This is a genomic window from Halomonas tibetensis, assembly GCF_042643535.1.
Classification (GTDB): domain Bacteria; phylum Pseudomonadota; class Gammaproteobacteria; order Pseudomonadales; family Halomonadaceae; genus Halomonas; species Halomonas tibetensis.
In genome coordinates this window covers 453,302-470,545 of record NZ_JBHRSQ010000007.1, presented here as the reverse complement: position 1 = coordinate 470,545, position 17,244 = coordinate 453,302, and the positions used below count along the sequence as shown (strand labels likewise).

The window sequence follows — 17,244 nt, the reverse complement described above, 5'->3', positions numbered from 1 at the left end:
TTCGTGTTCGAGACCCTGCCAACCCTCGGCGAGGATGACGACCTCGACACGCTGCTCCCTTGGCGCTGGAAAGACACGCTACCGGTCTAGGTCAGGCCGAAGAAGGTGGGGTTGGTGGAGCGCTTACGATATAGCCACACGCCATCGCCGGTGGCAAAACCGGCGCGGAGATGAGATTTTGGCATCCGTTTAATGATCTGGTTATGTTTAATGTTCGATTTCAATAGCAGATTCGTCTCCACAATGAATGAAGAAATGCCCTTTTGCTAACCGTGAAGATTGAAGTTGAAACCAACCACGGCCCGTTTTCTCCCTGCCATCATCATTTCCAGACCAGGAAAACTCGACACGTGCTCCATCATCAGAAATGCGATAATCAATTTGTCCTTGGACTGCACCAAATACGAAAAAGCCAAGGCCATTTTCATCGAAATGGAAGTATCCAGGCTCGATAAGATCAACAAAATCTTGATCCCACATTTCCATCCATTTAATGCGCCACCTTCCAATAAATTTTCTCAAAAATTCACCTTAAAGTAATAAAAGGCAGTAGAGTGTCCGCTCCACCGCTTTGATTCGTCAATTGCCGAGGCCACTGGACCTGCTAACGAACGTTCAGCACCAAGAAATGACGTCACTGCGTTGAACCGCACGCTAGCCTAGTCAGCCAAGTCGAGAGCGGGACAGCTATCAACTTAGCTTTCTAGTAACCGTGCAGTGGCACACATCACCATCGATGCTATTAATACGAACAACAACTGTTCGATCCTCGGCCGGGTCTTCGGTAAACAGGAGCCAAGTATTGGAGTCGAGCGCGCGCACATACTCCCTGCCCACCTCAGGCTCCTTCACCTGATCCGTGCCAATCTTTGTGGTCATGCCAACCTCAAGTTGTCTTATATCTTGCATGAACTTCTCCTATGTCAAGGAAAACTGAATTACCACCTGCAAGGTGTCCTTCTGGTGCGTAAAAGCTGATTTACCCACATATCAGCGTAGACTAACGTTCTCCATTCGGCTAGAAGCAGACGTTGCGATCATGCTGATATAACGCCATTGCTCAGTGGGCGACCTTTTTGCAGCGAAGCGGAGAAAAGAGCGTCCGGTGGAGGGCCGTGAGGCCCGGAACGAACTGCAACTACTGGTTAGGCAATTTTTTTTGCCGCAGCATACGATCCACGATGTAACCGAATATACCGCCGACTGCGACCGGCACAAGCGCATAGACTGGAATAATGACCAGTGCGATAGCCGCGTTTGGGTTGGCACTCAAGTCTAATGTGCCATGCGCCCATGCCAAGAAGCCAAAACCAAGTATGCATGGCGCCAACAACGAAACAGGCCGCTCATACTTGAAGCTTAAAGCGAGGATGCAACCCCAGACTATCGCATTTAAAGCACCAAAAAACAGCCAGCCAACAAAACCGGTATCAGTATACTGCCCCAACCACTCGGAGCCTCGAGGCACTCGCGCCAAATAAGGTAGGACTATACCTACCACCACGATAATTAAACGAGCTTTGCGCATGGTCATATGTAGTGCCTAACAAGGATGAACGAGCATGCTGCCTTTGCCGTCATGGCTGCTTAGGGTCGCTATCTGCCATCACGCCTTCCCCGCTGCCTGTCGATAGACCAGATACTGGTGGTCGCATTTCCGGCAAGCGGCAGTGTAGCTTGGCCCATCCTTCGAGACCTTGACGCTCTTCCAGCCACAGGCGGGGCATGGTTGCTTCATCGAGGTGTCGGTATTGCAGCTTGCGCATTTCACGTAGCGGCCGCCTATCTGCGTCTGGATGCCCAGCAGTTTGCCGAGAAGCTTTTCCACATGATTGCGAAGCAACGCCTTGAGCACCTCCTGCTGCAGCTCCGCCTGGCGAATGGGTGACGCTATGCCCGACCAATTGCCCTTGTAGCTGCGGGACCATTCGTCCTCGGCGTTGACCTGTACCTCGCCGACGATGCTCTTTGATTCGATGATGATGAAGCCGTAGGGATGGATCACCAGATGGTCGATCTGGGCGCGCTCGCCGCCGTGCTCGATCACCAGGTCATGCGAGGTTGGCTGATCAGCCTTGATGCTCCGCACCGGTCCCCTGGAACATCGCATGCAGGTCGACGGTAGATCGCTCGCCGATGGCCGCGAAGTTCTCATCCAGCCAACGCGTGGCAGTGTCGCGGCCCATATCGCGCAGTTTGGTAAGAAACGCCCATTCGACATTTACCTTCGACGAGGCACCCAGCGGTTTCAACTCTGCCTGGTTCTCGATGATGTGCACCCGCACCTGACGGTAGTCGTCCCCCGAGAGCTTGCCCTGGCGGATCAGTCTATCCACGAAATCGATACCGCGTAGCTCCTTGAGCAGGCTGCCGTTGAAGCTGATCTCGTTCATCCGGTTCTGGATCTCCTGAGGTGTCTTTGGCGCCCCCTTGCGTTCGATCGGATTGACCTGGATCACCACGATGTCGTCGGTGCCGGTCTTGCCGTGGAACGGAAACAGCGAGGGATTGCCCATGTAGCCGCCGTCCCAGTAGGGCACGCCGTCGATCTCCACCGCCTGGTAGAGCTGAGGCAGGCAAGCCGAGGCCATCACCATGTCCACCGTCAACGCCTCGCGCGGGAAAACCTTGACCGTGCCGCTTTCTACATTGGTCGCCGAGATGAAGAGTTTGAAGGCGTTGCATTTGCGCACCATGTCGAAGTCGATGCTCTCCTCCACCAGGTCCCGCAGCGGATTAATATTCATTGGGTTGAGTTGATAGGGCGAGGCCACACGCGAGAGCGAATCCATGACGTGATACATGGGGTTGTTCTCCAGCCCCCAATTGTCCATCAGCACGTCGATCGGCATGCGTTTCAGCGGACTGTTCTTTGCGCCGTCGCTCATGGCGCGCCAGAAGTTGGCGAGTGCGGCGCGCGCGCCCTCGGGGCCGTCGCGGGTAAAACCATCCGCCAGCGCCACGGCGTTCATTGCCCCGGCCGAGGTACCCGAAACCCCGGCGAGCTTCAGTCGGCCATCTTCCAGGATCCGATCCAGCACCCCCCAGGTGAAAGCGCCATGTGAGCCTCCTCCCTGCAGGGCGAGGTTAACGAGCTTGGGTTTCTGTGCCATGGGATAGGTCCTTTCCAGTTGTGGACGCACTGACCACGAAACACTCAGGCCAGATAGTCGTGCACGATACGCCCGTAGGGCAGCGACAGGTCGGCGATGATGTGCTGGCCCTCGACGATCCGTCGCACCGGCAGGTCGGCCACCGGCGGTGTCGTCCTTGTTCATGGGTCAGTTCATGGGTCAGTCCATCCGCCAGCCATGGCTGACCACGATACTCTGGCCGGTCAGCGCGTTGCTCGGAAAGGTAGCGAGGAACAATACGGTATGCGCCACGTCCTCGACCGTGGTGAATTCCTTATCCACGGTCTCGCCCAACATGACCTTGTTGACGACGTCCTCTTCCGAGATACCAAGGTCCCTTGCCTGCTCGGGAATCTGCTTCTCCACCAGCGGCGTCTTGACGAAGCCAGGACAGATCACGTTGGTGCGCACACCCTTGTCGCCACCTTCCTTGGCAATCGTCCGGGCCAGGCCCATAAGGCCGTGCTTGGCCGAGACGTAGGGCGCCTTGAGGGCGGACGCCTCCTGAGAATGAACTGAGCCCATGTAAAGAATCGTGCCCGACCCCTGCGCGTACATCTGCGGCAGCACGGCCTTGGAGGTCAGGAAGGCGCCATCGAGATGAATCGATACGACCTTTCGCCACTCGTCGTAGGTAAACTCCTCAACTCTCTTCACGATCTGGATGCCGGCGTTTGACAACAGGACGTCCACCCGTCCATAGGTCTCGATCACCTTGTCGATACCCTGCTGGACAGCATCCGGGTCGGTCACATCCATATTGACGCCCATGTGGCCTTCGCCGAGCGATTTCGCCGCTTTTTCTGCTGCATCGAAGTCAATGTCGGCGATCACCACCTTGCCACCTGCATCAGCAAAGCACCTGGCGATTTCAAGGCCGATGCCACTAGCGCCACCGGTGATAACGCAGACCTTGTCGTCGAGTTTCATGGTCGTTTTGCCTTTTCGTTTTTTGATGGGTGGGCCACTGACCCACGAGTAGCCCGGCAGTAACCTGCGCAACCAGTTTGAGAGAAGAGGACAACCGGATCTGTGCGCTGCCACACAGAGTGCAAAGCGGAGTTGGAGAGTGGTGAAGAGGCCGCACCAGGGACTGGACGCTGCCGTTCTCGCACCGTGTCAGGTAGAGGCTGTGGCTAACATCCTCTCATCCGACAGGCGCCATGGACCGATATCGGAGCCGCAGAAAGTAACAGTCTGCCAGCCGAGTGTAACAATAGGCGTACTTCCAATGTTACCCACCGAAACCGCATCAAAGCTCGACGCCATAGTGGTGCAGCAAGGTCACCATTAACCAGTAGCAGAGGGCGGTAATCGCGACGGAGACAGCGAGGCCAAGATAGAAGTTGACCCCCTTAGCCAACAGGATAGGTAGTGCAATAAACAGCGCCAGGGAGGGCAGCACCAGCCAGAAGACGCTGCCGGCAAGTTCGCTCACTTTCCCGTTATCGCCCGTATCGATGTAGAGCCAAATCATGGCCAACACTGAAGTCAGAGGCACCGACGCCAGAACAGCCCCGAAGAAGGAGCTGCGCTTGGAGATCTCAGAAATCAGCACCACCAGCACGGCGGTGATCGCTACTTTCGCAACGTAGTAAAACAACGTTTTTCTCCTCCCGGGCTGGCGTAGATGCTCGATTGTCCTGCCGCTATACCCACCTCACCCAACTCATCCCGCCATGGGAGGGGTAGCGAGTGAATGGCATTTACTCGTCTTTCGGGTAGGGCCTAAGGCCAAGAAGGATCTCGGCTTTTTGGGTAAGCGGCTGATCAATCAGACGCGGCTCGGTATACCTGGCAAGTTGATCACGAAGCAGGGCGTATACGGCTTCTCGGTCCTGGCTGGTATCAATTTCAACGCACTTTCCCTTACTCTTGAACAGCTCTACCGTAGGCAGCGTTTCGGCCTTGAAGGTCTCAAACCTTAGCTTCATGGCCTCCACATTGTCATCGGCCCGGTCGGAGTATCTGGCGCGCCCCAGAATGCGCTGTTCGAGGACGTCAAAAGGACACTCGAAGTACAGCATGGTGGGAAGTTCCGCTTCCCTGCCAAAGACCTCGTACCATGCCTCCAGGTTGGATAGCGAACGGGGAAAACCATCGATCAGGAAGTTTCTCTTGCCAGTGGTTCTGGTGGTTCGCTCCATGGCGTCTTTGAGCAGGCGCACCACGATCTCGTTGGGCACCAGTTTACCGGCGGCGATGTATTCCTTGATGACTTCGGTGGTGGAGCCTCCGGCGTTCTGCTCTGCACGCAGCAGGTCGCCGGTAGAAAGATGCGTCCAGCCCAACTGAATTTGCGCGAGCTCACACATGGTGCCCTTGCCGGCACCAGGACCGCCGAGCACGTAGACGACGTTCGGTTCGGGGCAAGGTTCTCGCGGGTCACAATGGTGGATCACCACTTTGGGGGCCGGGGCAACCCCCATTTTATAGACGTTCCACTCGCGTTCCGTGGGAGGAAGCTCATCATCGCAGGTTATTTCGTAGGCGAGATGTCCGTCCAGGCGGCAGATACGCCAAGAGGCATAGCTATTGGAGTAAGAGATCGCGGGGCTTCTGGCCGCCTTGCCATCGGCACGATCCCAGGCCATCTTGCCGTTCCAGTAGCCGGGGCTGGACACAACCCCCGATTCGGATTTGGCAGGCGGCGCCTGTGAAGGCACATAAAGACCGTCAACCTCCGGCAGGCCAGCGCCGGAGACTTCGATAAACAAGGTGTTGGGTACGAACCCTTTGATTTTGGTCATAAAGACTCTCATGTTCGATCGGCGTGTGGAATGGTGTAAATCCCCAGAAAAATCATTCCCAACATGTCTGGGCTGTCTGCTTGCACACTCATCTATCGGTCAGGATGCTAGCGGCTCAAGCGCTACGATCTCCTCGCGCAGCGCCAGCTTTTCTTTCTGGAGCGCGGCGCGCCAGGCATCGCACTCTTCCTTCCGTCTAGGCGCGTTGCGCGCGTCGCTGGCGAAGGCATTGATCCAGACCTGGCGGGTGCACAGGTCCTGAAAGTCACCCAGCAGGGTCTGGCGGCGTTTCAATCCCGCCAGGAAGTCGCGGTGGCGCTTCGGTTCCAACTCGGCCAGGTAGCGGATGCGCTTGACGCTCTTGCGCAGGTCGTGGAAGGCCTCGTCGTTGCTTTCGCTGTCGATAGCGGCCAGGTCATGGTCGTGGCTTAGGATACGCTCGGCGAGCACCGTCTCGATGCGACCGGACGAGAGCCGACCCAGGCCCTTCCGAAACGTCTTGGAGGTCAGATAACGCTGCCAATCCAGCATCTCGTCGTCGTATTCGGGCTCATTAAGCTCCTGGCACAGCGCCTCATGATGCGTTTGATGACGAGCATGCAGCCAGCGTTGCAGGGCAAGGCGGCTGCGCGGCGACAGCGGCGGCGGGGTCGTGTCCAGGCTCTCCAGGAACACGTCCAGGTCGCGCAGGTCGCTGGTGGCCTGGGCCCGACGTTTGAGCCGCTTCAACCGCTTCTTGAGGCCAGGCAGCTTTTTATGGCCGGGCGTCTTCTTGCCAGCAGGTTTCTCGGCGGTGGCCAGCACAGATTCGCCGATCGCCCGGCTTCGGCGAAGATTCACCCTGTACTGGTGCAGGAACTCGGGATCAACGCCGGCGATGACTCCGGGCTCAAGAGCCCTGACCATCCGACACTGATGCGCGAGTAGTTCACAAATGCGATGTCGAAGATCGGCCTTGCCCAGGTCGGGTGGCTCGGGTGCCCGACGCTTAAAGAACGCATGACTGGCCTGCTCCGGGCTAAGGCTGTCCGCCAGTTCGGCGCTGAGCTGAGCCACTGAGTGCCAGGGAGTATCCGCCAGGGTGAGATGCAGCACGCCGCCGGTGGCCAGGTCATCCGGTGCCCCACCGCAGAGCCAGTCGGCCAGTTCCAGCAGAGCCGGATTGTGGCCGATCACCAGTACTTTATCGGCCTCGTCTGGCAGCGTCTTCAACCAGGCGAGCAGCGCTTGACCATCGAAGGTGTAGAGGGCCTCGTCGAAGCGGGCCCGCTCGGCCAGAGAGAACTCGGAAAGTTGCTCCGCGACCTCCACAAACGTTTCCTGTGTACGTGTGGCATCACTGACATGGAGTTCACCCTCCAGGGCCTGCCATCGCCTCAGGGGAACCGCCATGGCGGCGGCCTCGCGCCTGCCCCGCTTGCGCAGTGGACGCTGATGGTCGGCCATATCGCCGCTGGCCTTTTTCGCCTTGGCGTGGCGCATCAAAAAGAGATGCCGCATAAAGAATCCCCTGTTTACGATGACTGCTCCATGGTAGGCCAAGTGGGCCACTCATTCCCCCATCTTGCGTTGGTGAACCACGGAATGCATGCCGAGTGCGGCAAAGCTCCCCAGCACGAGTCACCCAAGCGTCACATACAGGAGAAATAATATTGACATTATCAGCGATTTTCTTGTGACGTATGCGCAAGTCCGGCGTGGAGGCTCTAATGGACAAGGTCGATGTGGTGGCATCATTGGGACAGGAGCAACTTCTTCGTCCAGCGTGGATTACGGCAGCCCTGGCGGCCAATGATCGCCTGAAGGTGTATTTATCTCTGCTGCAGGCCGCCCAGGCACATGCCGATCAGCCCACCACGACGTCCCTCGACTTTTCCGACGAACTCTCTAGCGCCGGCATCACCTCTCCCTGGCTCAAGGATCTGGCCGCAACCGCCTTTCGTACCGGCCGATTGTTGAATATCCCTGAACTGCCCCGCCTTGCCGCGATGCTGCGGGACGACCTGCTCACCATGGCCCGCCCCTTGAACAAGGGCACCAGCGAAGCCGCGCTTACCGAGCGGGCAAGTGACTGGTGCGCCTGGTTGGAGGCGCTCAACGGTGACACCCTCGATGATGAACAACTCCGGGCGTTGACCAGCGGCAAGCGCGGCAAGGGAGACAGCTTTCACATTCTGGTGATGGATCTGCACAAGACGCTCAATCACATGGCCGCCGAACTGTCGGATGACGTTGTCGATGGGGCCCATGTCTGGCAGCTGGCGAAGCAGGACCATCCTCGGGTGGCTGCCTTCATGCGTGGGCTCAATCGTACCCGCCCGCTCAAGCTGGACCATCCGGGGCTCGACACCGCTGCAACCCGCGATGGTGAGCGCCTGTTGCTGCAGAACGATATCGGCACCAACGATGCTCATGTTCTGGTGATCCAGGTCCAGGACCTGCGCATCACCCTTACCTACTCCGACCTGCACCGCCAGCGATTTGGCTTCTTCCAGAACATGCTCGGCGAAATCGGCGCCCAGTGGTCGATGCCGGAAGCGCGAACCTCCAGCGGCCTGAATGCCGGGAAGGCCTTCTTCGTGGGTACCGCAACGTTCGACAGCAAAGATGAAGAGAGCCTGCATCGCGCTCTGGAAGGCATCGGCTCTCGAATCGTGTTCTTGATTGACTGGAACCGTGCCCGCAAGCGTCTGGTGCAGTTCGTCAGCAAGGCCTCCGCGGTCGCCATCCTCAGCGAAACGGCGCGCCGGGAAGCAGGCCATATGGCCTGGCTGGTGGCCGGCGCTGAACGCCTGATCTATGGCGCCATGCAGGCATTGGGCAGTGACTACTTCCACATCGGCGACCGCCTCGACCAGGTGCTGGGCGCCGCGCCGGCCGAAGAGTTCCTGATAGAGGCCCTGTCACTCGCCAGCCAATCGACCCAGCAGGGACATAGCACCGCATTGATCGGCGATGAGACCCGCCTGCTGCTGGTGCGCCACCTGCAACGGCGTCGCGATGAATTTGACCTGCTGAGTGAACACGCTGCTTACTGTCATGCACTGGCTGAAGGTCTGCGTGACGCCCTCGCCCATGGACACCACCTCAAGCGCAAGGCAGCCGACAAGCTGGCAGAACGTGCCAAGGAGTGGGAGCACCAGGCCGACCTGATGGTGATGCGCTCTCGCTCCCGCGCCGAACTGCAGCCACGCTGGCGACCCTTCACCGGTCTGATCGAGCGTGCCGACGATGTGGCCGACTACCTGGAGGAAGCCACCTTCCTGCTGTCCCTGATTGCCGAGGGCGGCCATGAGGGCTGGAAGGGGGAGGTGCAGGAGGCGATGTTACGGCTTACCGACGAGGTGCTGAACGCCACTCAGGATCACGTCAAGGCGCTGGCCATCGCCGGCACGCTCAACGACCAGAGTACCGCCGAGGATCACGAAGAGTTCGTGGCTGCACTGTGGCGCGTGCTGAACGCCGAGCGACGCTGCGACCTCCTGCTGCGAGACGTTCGCCGGGCGCTGATGCGACACGTCAGCGATGCCATCACCCTGAATCTGGGCACCGAATTTGCGCTAGCACTCGAGCGATCAACCGATGCTCTTCTGGCCACCGGGTTTGGTCTGCGCAAGCTGGCCTTCAGTCGAATGGGAGGCAGCCTGTGAGCCCGTCCTACATCGAAGAGGTGTCGGCCCCCGTGGAGAACGACGCCCAACAGCATATCCACATCATCGGCGACACGACTCCCCTTCCGATGGGAGCCTCCCCGGACACACTCGGCGCCAAGGCATGGAACCTGGCGAAGATGGCCACCCTTGGCCTGCCGGTGCCACCCGCCTTTGTTCTTGGCACCGGCTGGTGCCGGCAGCCGGACGCGGTTCACACCCAGTGGCCAGGGGCCCTGCAACGACTCGAGGCGCTGACAGGGCTAAGCCTTGGCGATAGCCGGCACCCGCTGCTGCTGTCGGTCCGCTCCGGCGCGGCAGTTTCCATGCCGGGCATGATGGAATCACTGCTCAATATCGGACTGACCGAAACGACCCTGCCCGGCATGGTGAGGCTGACCGGGCACCCGCGCCTGGCCTGGGATGCCTACCGACGCCTGATCTCTGCCTACGGCGAGGTGGTCGCAGGAATCGCCGCCAGCTGTTTCGAAGCCGACCTGGATGACGTGCGCCAGGCAAACGACGAGCGAGAGCTCGATTTCTCCGCCCTGCGCGACGTTGCCTTCCGCCACCTGGCCACCTATGCCCGTGAAGCCGGCGAGCCCTTCCCCCAGGATGCCCGAGTGCAGTTGCGCGAGGCCATTTCGGCAGTATTTGCCTCCTGGCAGAGTGCCAAGGCCCGGGCCTACCGAGACCTGCACGGCATTTCTCATGACATCGGCACCGCGGTGACGGTGCAGCGCATGGTGTTCGGCAACGCAGGTGGGCTTTCGGGGTCCGGGGTAGGCTTTACCCGCGACCCCAGTAACGGAGACCCCTTCCCCTGGGTGGACTTCCTGTTCAACGCCCAGGGAGAGGACGTGGTCAGCGGCCGGCGCAGCGCTCAGGGGCATGACGAACTGGCTACGGTCACGCCGCACCTCTGGAATTCCCTTCGGCAGGCCTGCGCTCAGTTGGAGCAGGCCTTTGGCGACATGCAGGATTTCGAATTCACCATACAGAGCGGCCGGCTCCATCTGCTGCAGACCCGGAACGGCAAGCGAACCCCCCAGGCAGCAGCGCGCATCGCCCTGGACCTGTGGGAGCAGGGAATGATCGAGCCCGCCACGGCGCTGGAACGCACCCGACACCTGGATGCCCAGGCGCTGACCCTGCGCAGAGTAGCGAGCACCGATGGACAAGCCCTGTCTCCCCTGGCGCACGCCGCCAGCGCGACCAGCGGCGTGGCTTGCGGTGAAATCGTCATGGACGAAGTACAGGCGCGGGCGCGGAAGTCAGCGGGAGTTCCAACAATCCTGGTGCGCCGCGATGCGGAGACCCATGACATCGCAGCGCTGGAGATCGCTGAAGGCCTGTTGACCCAGCGCGGCGCACGAACCTCACACGCCGCGGTGGTGGCTCGCCAACTGGGCAAGGTTTGCTTGGTCGGCTGTGAGACGATGACCCTCAACGAGCAATTGCGCACCGTAACCATCGGTGAGCGACAGCTCAGGGAGGGTGATATCCTGACGCTGGACGGCAACGAGGGCATCATCTACTTCGGCGAGACATGGATCGAGGAACAGGTACCCCACGCCCTATTGGAGCGTCTCGCTAGGCTGCGGGATACGCACCCGTAAGCGCTCGGCCACACTCTCGGTCACACACCCCGGTTAAACCATGCATATCGGCATCCTCACCCTGCACATCTCGCTGCCCGGTTGTCAGTCGCTGAAGGAGAAGCGTCAGCGCATGGGCGGCCTGCACGAGCGCTTCGGGCGCAACCCGGCGGTGGCGGTCTGCGAAAGCGGCGAGCTCGACCGTCTCGAGGCCAGCGAATGGACCTTCGTGGTGGTGGCTACCGCGGTTCCGAAACTGGAGTCCCTGCTCAGCGAAATCGAGGACAAGATTCAGCGCACCGTGGATGGACGGGTCATGGAGACTAACCGGGAGCTACTGTAGCGCCCAACGCGGCCTCGCGGACCGCCGTTTTCCCTGGCAACATTGTCTTCACTAAAAATTGTCGAGCTCGAGAAGGATATAGTGAACCGATGACCGCTGAAGAACACCGTATTGTGCTGCTAGACGGAGGGATGGGCCAGGAGCTCGCGACACGCAGCCGCCGCCCCGCGTCGCCGCTTTGGTCCGCTCAAGTCATGCTGGATGAACCGCATCTGGTTGCCGCCATTCACCGCGACTTCATCGAGGCCGGCGCTCAGGTGATTACGGTCAACACCTACAGCGCCACACCGCAGCGCCTGGCGCGCGACGGCGATCCCAATCTGTTCGAACCGCTTTATGCCGCGGCGCTGGACGCCGCTCGCAGGGCCCGCGAGGAAAGCGGCCGGGATGTGCGCATCGCCGGCTGCCTTCCCCCGCTGGTCGCGAGCTATCATCCCGACAGCGTGCCGGACGACGCCACCTGCCTGCGTGACTACCGTCGGATCGTCGCTGTCCAGGCCGCAAAGGTCGATCTGTTCCTGTGTGAAACGATGTCGCTTGCCCGCGAAGCGCGCGCAGCGACTATCGCCGCGGTGGAAGGCAAGCTCCCCGTGTGGGTCGCGTTCACAGTAGACGACGAGGATGGCACCCGCCTGCGCTCCGGCGAATCGCTGCTTCAAGCCGCCCGGGAGGTCGTGGCCGCCGGCGCCGAGCGGGTGCTGGTCAATTGCTCGGTGCCCGAGATGGTCACGACCGCCATGGGCGAGCTTGCCGGTCTCGGCGTGCCGTTCGGCGGGTACGCCAACGGCTTTACCTCCGTGGCCGCGCTTCACCCCGGCGGCACGGTGGATGCGCTGGAGACGCGCACGGATCTCGGTCCCGACGCCTACGCAGAGCATGCAATGAGGTGGATCGAGCAGGGCGCGACCCTCGTCGGTGGCTGCTGTGAAGTTGGCCCCGCCCATATTGCCGCCCTGGCCGAGCGATTGACCGCCAGGGGATACTCGCTGGTCGCTTCTTGAAGCCTTTCGATTACTTCGCGAGGAAGGGCCTACGAGGATCCACCCCGTCGGGACTCGCCTGCAGTGCTTGAACGCTGCGCTCCTGTGCGGCGAGCCGAAATTCCGCGTACTGGCGTTGGGGCAGGTCGCTGAACTCCGCCTGCCCAGCGATGGAAAGCCCGTAATAGACCTGGGTGATCCCGCTCCAGTAGATGGCGCCCAGGCACATGGGACAAGGCTCGCAGCTGGTGTAGAGCACACATCCCGCCAAGCGCCGTGAGCCAGTCTGCCGGGCGGCCGCCTGCAGCGCACGAATCTCGGCGTGCCCCGTCAGATCATTGGTGGCTTTCACATCGTTTACGCCCTTTCCCACGACCTTGCCGTTCTGCACGACAAGCGCGGCGAAAGGCGCCTGTCCGTGCGCCCTGTTCTCGGTGGCAAGATCGATACACCGGGCGATCCATTCCTGATGGGACATGGGTAGCTCTCCTCATGGGTGGGGGTTGAGATTTTCAGGGGGCCAGGATGCGCCGCCTCTTCCGGTCGCGGTGCATCGCTCGCAGGTTGGCGCCACTCAACAGTGTCTCATTGGCCACGGCCACCCACGACGAAGAATGACGAGCCGATCGCCACAACCCATCCCGAGAGGGACATCGTCTATGCTGCGGGAAGCACGGAAAACTCGAGGAGAGCGTCATGAGGAGAGTTGCATTGAAGCGTCCGACCACTTCCTGCACATGGCCAAGCCGGCGGCCTTCCACCATGAGCTGGAACGGATAATCGGCACGCCACCATGACGGTCAATACCGGCAGGTAACACCCTTCCCCTCCTGGCGATGCACCCATATCAGAAGGGGACGCTCCGGTTGGCTGACTTCACCATGGCCGACCTAGCGACCCACCCCCAGATACTTGATCCTGCGGTAGAGCGCCACCAGATACCTGCCGCCCAGCATCATGCCGAGGCCCGCCAACACCACGACCAGGGCGTCATAGGCGACGGCGCCCGCACCAGTGTAGGCCGCCACCAGCATGCCGACGTGACGCACCACCAGGTACACGCCGATCAGGAAGGTGCCGGCACGCACCAGGTCCTCGTCCGCGATCCGGCCGCTCGCCGCGTCAGATACTCCCCCCGCGCCATGCAGCCTATCCGCCAGTCGACCGGCGAAGCACCAGAGCAGCACGCCGCCCGCCATGGGCACGCCCACCGTCGCCACATAGATCAGCAGCAACTTCCCGACCCCGGGCTCGGCAGCATTGGGTCCCAGTAGCGCCAGCGCCGGCACCACCGCAAACAGCGTCTTCAGGAAGAGATAGAGACCCAGCAGGCGGATCAGCAGGATGGAGAATGGCTTCATGAAACCTCCCGGTCAGTCTGACGCCTCATCATCCTCGATGGGCGTACCCAGCGTATCGATCATCACGCTGTGGCACTCGACATCGAACCACTCGTCAAAACGCTTCAGGGTGAGTTTCGGCCATAGCGTCGGGTCGGTGTACCAGCCCTCCAGCTCCGACTCGAACAGGCTGCGCCAATTAGCCTTGATCCACTTCGTGACACCTTCGGGAGAACTACCCACCTCATCGCTGACCAAATAGACGATGCGATCGCGGTTGACCTCTTCCTGTGGTTGCCGTAGCCCTTTTCGGCCAGGGTATCGAGCAGGGCCTGGCGGGTGTCCGGTCGGCTCCAGAGCCGTCGCAGTTCTTCCTCGTCGTGGAAGAGTGCCGGGAGTTCACCGAACAGCTGCCTGACAAAGTCGGCCGACGACATCGGCTTGCCGTCCGGGCTCCAGAAGGTCGTGGCGCTCATGTGCTGGAGCTGGCGGAACTTGCCCGGTGCCAGCTCGACCTCGACGACCGCCTTCCCTACTCTCACAACATATGAGCTTTTACTTAGCAAAGCCAGTGTCGGCCTGGACCTTCGTGGGAGGGACGGTTCGGCACTCCGACTTTAGCGCGCGAGACTTTTCCTGGCTTAACCACTGGCCTGACCCGTCAGACTCCTTCGTGAGATGCCAACATGTTCATGATCAGGCGAATCATGGTCTCCTTGTTGGCCGGATCGGATTCGGCGACCAGCAGTGTCAGGGCGGCGAGGCCCACATCGTTGATGACCACCTCTCCCTCGTCGTCGAGCAGCCGGTCGTTTCGGTAGAGAAAATCGACGAAGAGATAGGCCGCGCTGCGCTTGTTGCCGTCGGTAAAGGGATGATTCTTGATCACGAAGTAGAGCAGGTGTGCGGCCTTGGCCTCCACCGAGGGGTAGGCCGGCTCGCCGAAGACCGTCTGATCGAGATTGCCCAATAGCGAGTCGAGGCCGTCACCGCGTTCCCGGGCGAACAGTTCGGTGTAGCTTCTCCCCGCCCGATCAACTCGGCCTTCAGCGAGGCGAGCGCTGTGCGAGCCTCTTCCAGCGTAGGCAGCCGGCCTCCGGCCTGGGCACGGGGTTCGGTCAACAGGCCTTCGTCGTAGCGTTGCAGCAGCAGGAAGGTCTGGGCATAGCGGGTGACGATATCGACGAGACCCCGGCCGCTGGCGGTATCCAGCGCCGGGCTGCCAGCGGTCTTGCGCACCAGGGCCATGGCGGCCTCCAGCTCCCGGGCGTTCTCCTCGAAGCGCTGGCGATTCAGCGTCCAACCCTGCGTCAGATGCTCGCGCAGCACGCGGGTGGCCCACTGGCGGAATTGCACGGCGCGTCGTGAGTTGACGCGATAGCCCACCGAGATAATGGCATCGAGGTTATAGTGCTCGAGGCTCCTGCGTACCTCTCGCCCTCCTTCGAGACGAACTGTTTCCATTTTGGAAACAGTTGCCTCCCTATCCAACTCACCGCTCTTGTAGATGTTACTGAGGTGCTTAGAGATCGCGGCTTTCTGAACATCGAGGACAAGTGTCAGCTGTTCCTGAGTCAGCCATACAGTGTCGTGCTTGGCATCCAGCCGCACCTCAACCTCCCGACCGGCCTCTTGGTAGATGACGATGGGCGCCTGGTTGTTGTCGCTCATACCGTCGCCTCCTCCACCGCCGCCTCGGCCTCCGTGGCCGTCAGCTCGCCGGAGAAGGCCTTCTGCAGCAGGGACTGCTTAAGCTCGGCGAGAGCGGTGAGTTTCATCTCATAAATAGTCTCAAGCCTAGCCACATCGGACTCCAGTGCCTCAAGGTGGTGGACGACAGACCTTTGTTCATCAAGGTTTTGATGTCGCGGGTGGGGGCGCCCTTCTCGAAGAACAGCACCAACGTCTTAACGCCGGCGCCGAAGAAGGTGTGAGCCTGGAGGGTGTCGAGCTGCTGGGTGGTGAGCCGGCGCGGATCAGCGGGCGCGGGGTGTAGTACTCGCCGCCGTTGCGCCCGGCATTGCCCATGTTCTTGATCTTGGCCTCGTAGAGGTGCGAGAGCTCGTGCTTCTCCTCCTGGGAGCGGAAGGTCAGACCATCGACCAATTCCAGGGCATTGCGCAGGCTGTAGCCGCTCTGGAACTTGTTGCGCACCTCCGAGAAGATCTCGCCGATCTTGTACTCGATGGTATCCGGCCCGGTCGCGCGCTCACGAAAGCACTGCGGGTAGGGGAAGATCTCGCGATTGACGAAGTCGAGCAGGTCGTCGCCGGTCAGGGCGCTGTCGTGGTCCAGGCTGCCGTCGCGCTTGCGGGGCGCGGCCCAGCTCGACCATTGATGGTGCGCATCGATGATGAAGTAGAAGGCCTTGCCGGCCAGGGTGGCGTTCATGGCACGCCGCTGCTCGAGGTCGTCCAGGCACTTGAGGAACAGCAGCCAGGAGGTCTGTTCGGTGTAGTCCAGCTCGGTGGCGCAGCCGGCCTCTTTCCACAGCACATCGCCGATGTTCTTGAAGGTCTGCTCGAACATGGGTGTCGCGGGTCCTTGCGATGGGAATCATGGGGGTAATGCTACGCCGCGGCATCGGCCTACGCCAATCGCGCTGCGAGCGGCGCTCCCGCTGGCGGATGGCCGTTCCCCGTGAGCCTGGGAGATGCCTTATTTTCATTTCGGGCCGAACTTAAAATAAGCCGCGTCAATATGTTAATCAGCAGCATCATGACGCTGGCCTTCACGCGTCACGGCCACAAGCAGGCGATAAAGGTGCTTGGATCGGGTTTGTTAAGCCTCACCCTTGGCGATCAGCTCGGCCTTGAGCGAGGCGAGAGCGGCTCGGGCATACCTCGGTTCGTGCAAAAAAGATGTGAACCGAAACCTGACGAGCAACGACCCATGGGGGAACCAACCACACATCGGAGCAACAACAATGAAAGCATTCGACCGCAAGGCTCAGGCAACGGCTCTACTGTTCTCAACACTCATGCTTGGGGTATCCCTGTCCAGCCATGCCCTGTCACCCCAGGCAGCCATGGAACAGGGACTGATGGAGAAACCAAGGATTGAGTACCGAATAGAGTGCATGGACGGCAAGATATTTTTTCTCTCTTCCTTGGCCGGAATCACTCACTCAATCTGTGATGATCATGGCGGAGTGAAAAGTGGTCTTGGCGATGGCGGTGGCGGGATTGGCGGGGGTAAGGGGAATGTGGGCAATGTCATCGGCGTCGATAACAACCCTGCCGGAATGCGACTGGGCAACAACCCCACCGGGGTCCACGCCGATAAAGCACGCCTTCGTGCAGCGCCAGCACAGGATTACAATTCCAGCCGTTCCAATAAACCCAGCGAGTGATCCCGCGGATCATCTCGTCTCCAACCCCGACCGCTGCGCCGGGGCTTTCATTTTCACACGCGGAACGCGGCTCTCGAACAGCGCAATCGAGACGAGG

At 60.5% G+C, this 17,244-nt stretch carries 20 protein-coding genes and 1 pseudogene; 5 read left to right on the top strand and 16 right to left on the bottom strand.

Features of this window, described 5'->3' with window-relative positions:
* Positions 1-207 precede the first annotated feature (207 nt).
* The 9 genes from ACFODV_RS05055 to ACFODV_RS05015 all read right to left on the bottom strand — a co-directional run bounded on the left by ACFODV_RS05055 (position 208) and on the right by ACFODV_RS05015 (position 7,384).
* On the bottom strand, positions 208-522 hold the full coding sequence (locus ACFODV_RS05055; protein ID WP_379755567.1) for a hypothetical protein: 315 nt from the start codon (positions 520-522) through the stop codon (positions 208-210).
* A gap of 168 nt (positions 523-690) precedes the next feature.
* Positions 691-909, bottom strand: a complete 219-nt coding sequence (locus tag ACFODV_RS05050) for a hypothetical protein (protein ID WP_379755564.1) — start codon at positions 907-909, stop codon at positions 691-693.
* Positions 910-1,138: 229 nt separating this feature from the next.
* Positions 1,139-1,534 (bottom strand): hypothetical protein, encoded by a 396-nt coding sequence (locus ACFODV_RS05045; protein WP_379755561.1) that lies wholly within the window; start codon positions 1,532-1,534, stop codon positions 1,139-1,141.
* A 72-nt stretch (positions 1,535-1,606) separates the two neighbouring features.
* A complete protein-coding gene (locus ACFODV_RS05040) occupies positions 1,607-2,047 on the bottom strand; it encodes a nuclease-related domain-containing protein (RefSeq protein WP_379755559.1) in 441 nt (146 codons plus the stop codon).
* A gap of 22 nt (positions 2,048-2,069) precedes the next feature.
* The gene (locus tag ACFODV_RS05035; RefSeq protein ID WP_379755556.1) at positions 2,070-3,113 is read right to left on the bottom strand and encodes a patatin-like phospholipase family protein; all 1,044 of its coding nucleotides are present in this window, start codon (positions 3,111-3,113) and stop codon (positions 2,070-2,072) included.
* Between the two features lie 180 nt (positions 3,114-3,293).
* Positions 3,294-4,064: a 3-hydroxybutyrate dehydrogenase gene (locus ACFODV_RS05030; protein WP_379755554.1), complete on the bottom strand. Its 771-nt coding sequence runs from the start codon at positions 4,062-4,064 to the stop codon at positions 3,294-3,296.
* A gap of 322 nt (positions 4,065-4,386) precedes the next feature.
* Entirely contained in the window at positions 4,387-4,737 is a 351-nt protein-coding gene (locus tag ACFODV_RS05025; RefSeq protein ID WP_379755551.1) for a DUF3147 family protein, read from the bottom strand.
* A gap of 103 nt (positions 4,738-4,840) precedes the next feature.
* Positions 4,841-5,884, bottom strand: coding sequence for a nucleoside monophosphate kinase (locus ACFODV_RS05020; protein WP_379755548.1), 1,044 nt, complete (start codon positions 5,882-5,884; stop codon positions 4,841-4,843).
* 99 nt (positions 5,885-5,983) lie between these two features.
* Complete coding sequence (locus ACFODV_RS05015; RefSeq protein ID WP_379755545.1) at positions 5,984-7,384, bottom strand: CHAD domain-containing protein; 1,401 nt, start codon at positions 7,382-7,384, stop codon at positions 5,984-5,986.
* A gap of 209 nt (positions 7,385-7,593) precedes the next feature.
* Between ACFODV_RS05015 and ACFODV_RS05010 the strand changes: the two genes are divergently transcribed.
* The 4 genes from ACFODV_RS05010 to ACFODV_RS04995 all read left to right on the top strand — a co-directional run bounded on the left by ACFODV_RS05010 (position 7,594) and on the right by ACFODV_RS04995 (position 12,476).
* Positions 7,594-9,534 carry a DUF47 domain-containing protein gene (locus tag ACFODV_RS05010; protein ID WP_379755542.1) on the top strand — a complete coding sequence of 647 codons (1,941 nt, stop codon included), beginning with the start codon at positions 7,594-7,596 and terminating at the stop codon, positions 9,532-9,534.
* A complete protein-coding gene (locus ACFODV_RS05005) occupies positions 9,531-11,153 on the top strand; it encodes a PEP/pyruvate-binding domain-containing protein (RefSeq protein ID WP_379755539.1) in 1,623 nt (540 codons plus the stop codon). The genes ACFODV_RS05010 and ACFODV_RS05005 overlap by 4 nt, the downstream gene beginning before the upstream one ends.
* 40 nt (positions 11,154-11,193) lie before the next feature.
* A complete protein-coding gene (locus ACFODV_RS05000; protein WP_379755536.1) occupies positions 11,194-11,475 on the top strand; it encodes a DUF503 domain-containing protein in 282 nt (93 codons plus the stop codon).
* Positions 11,476-11,564: 89 nt separating this feature from the next.
* Positions 11,565-12,476, top strand: a complete 912-nt coding sequence (locus ACFODV_RS04995; RefSeq protein WP_379755533.1) for a homocysteine S-methyltransferase family protein — start codon at positions 11,565-11,567, stop codon at positions 12,474-12,476.
* Positions 12,477-12,486: 10 nt separating this feature from the next.
* Here the strand turns inward: ACFODV_RS04995 and ACFODV_RS04990 are convergent, their stop codons facing one another.
* The 7 genes and pseudogenes from ACFODV_RS04990 to ACFODV_RS04960 all read right to left on the bottom strand — a co-directional run bounded on the left by ACFODV_RS04990 (position 12,487) and on the right by ACFODV_RS04960 (position 16,324).
* A complete protein-coding gene (locus ACFODV_RS04990) occupies positions 12,487-12,933 on the bottom strand; it encodes a nucleoside deaminase (protein ID WP_379755530.1) in 447 nt (148 codons plus the stop codon).
* Between the two features lie 412 nt (positions 12,934-13,345).
* Positions 13,346-13,816: a hypothetical protein gene (locus tag ACFODV_RS04985; RefSeq protein ID WP_379755527.1), complete on the bottom strand. Its 471-nt coding sequence runs from the start codon at positions 13,814-13,816 to the stop codon at positions 13,346-13,348.
* Positions 13,817-13,828: 12 nt separating this feature from the next.
* Positions 13,829-14,038 (bottom strand): hypothetical protein, encoded by a 210-nt coding sequence (locus ACFODV_RS04980; protein ID WP_379755608.1) that lies wholly within the window; start codon positions 14,036-14,038, stop codon positions 13,829-13,831.
* Between the two features lie 46 nt (positions 14,039-14,084).
* Positions 14,085-14,331 (bottom strand): annotated as a pseudogene (locus tag ACFODV_RS04975) (type I restriction-modification enzyme R subunit C-terminal domain-containing protein); the annotation flags it as partial.
* A 125-nt stretch (positions 14,332-14,456) separates the two neighbouring features.
* Positions 14,457-14,765: a type II toxin-antitoxin system death-on-curing family toxin gene (locus ACFODV_RS04970; protein ID WP_379755524.1), complete on the bottom strand. Its 309-nt coding sequence runs from the start codon at positions 14,763-14,765 to the stop codon at positions 14,457-14,459.
* Positions 14,681-15,466 (bottom strand): virulence RhuM family protein, encoded by a 786-nt coding sequence (locus tag ACFODV_RS04965; protein ID WP_379755521.1) that lies wholly within the window; start codon positions 15,464-15,466, stop codon positions 14,681-14,683. Before ACFODV_RS04965 ends, ACFODV_RS04970 begins: the two co-directional genes overlap by 85 nt.
* Positions 15,467-15,646: 180 nt before the next feature.
* Positions 15,647-16,324 (bottom strand): type I restriction-modification system subunit M N-terminal domain-containing protein, encoded by a 678-nt coding sequence (locus ACFODV_RS04960; RefSeq protein WP_379755518.1) that lies wholly within the window; start codon positions 16,322-16,324, stop codon positions 15,647-15,649.
* Between the two features lie 397 nt (positions 16,325-16,721).
* Between ACFODV_RS04960 and ACFODV_RS04955 the strand changes: the two genes are divergently transcribed.
* Positions 16,722-17,147, top strand: coding sequence for a hypothetical protein (locus ACFODV_RS04955; protein ID WP_379755515.1), 426 nt, complete (start codon positions 16,722-16,724; stop codon positions 17,145-17,147).
* Positions 17,148-17,244 lie beyond the last annotated feature (97 nt).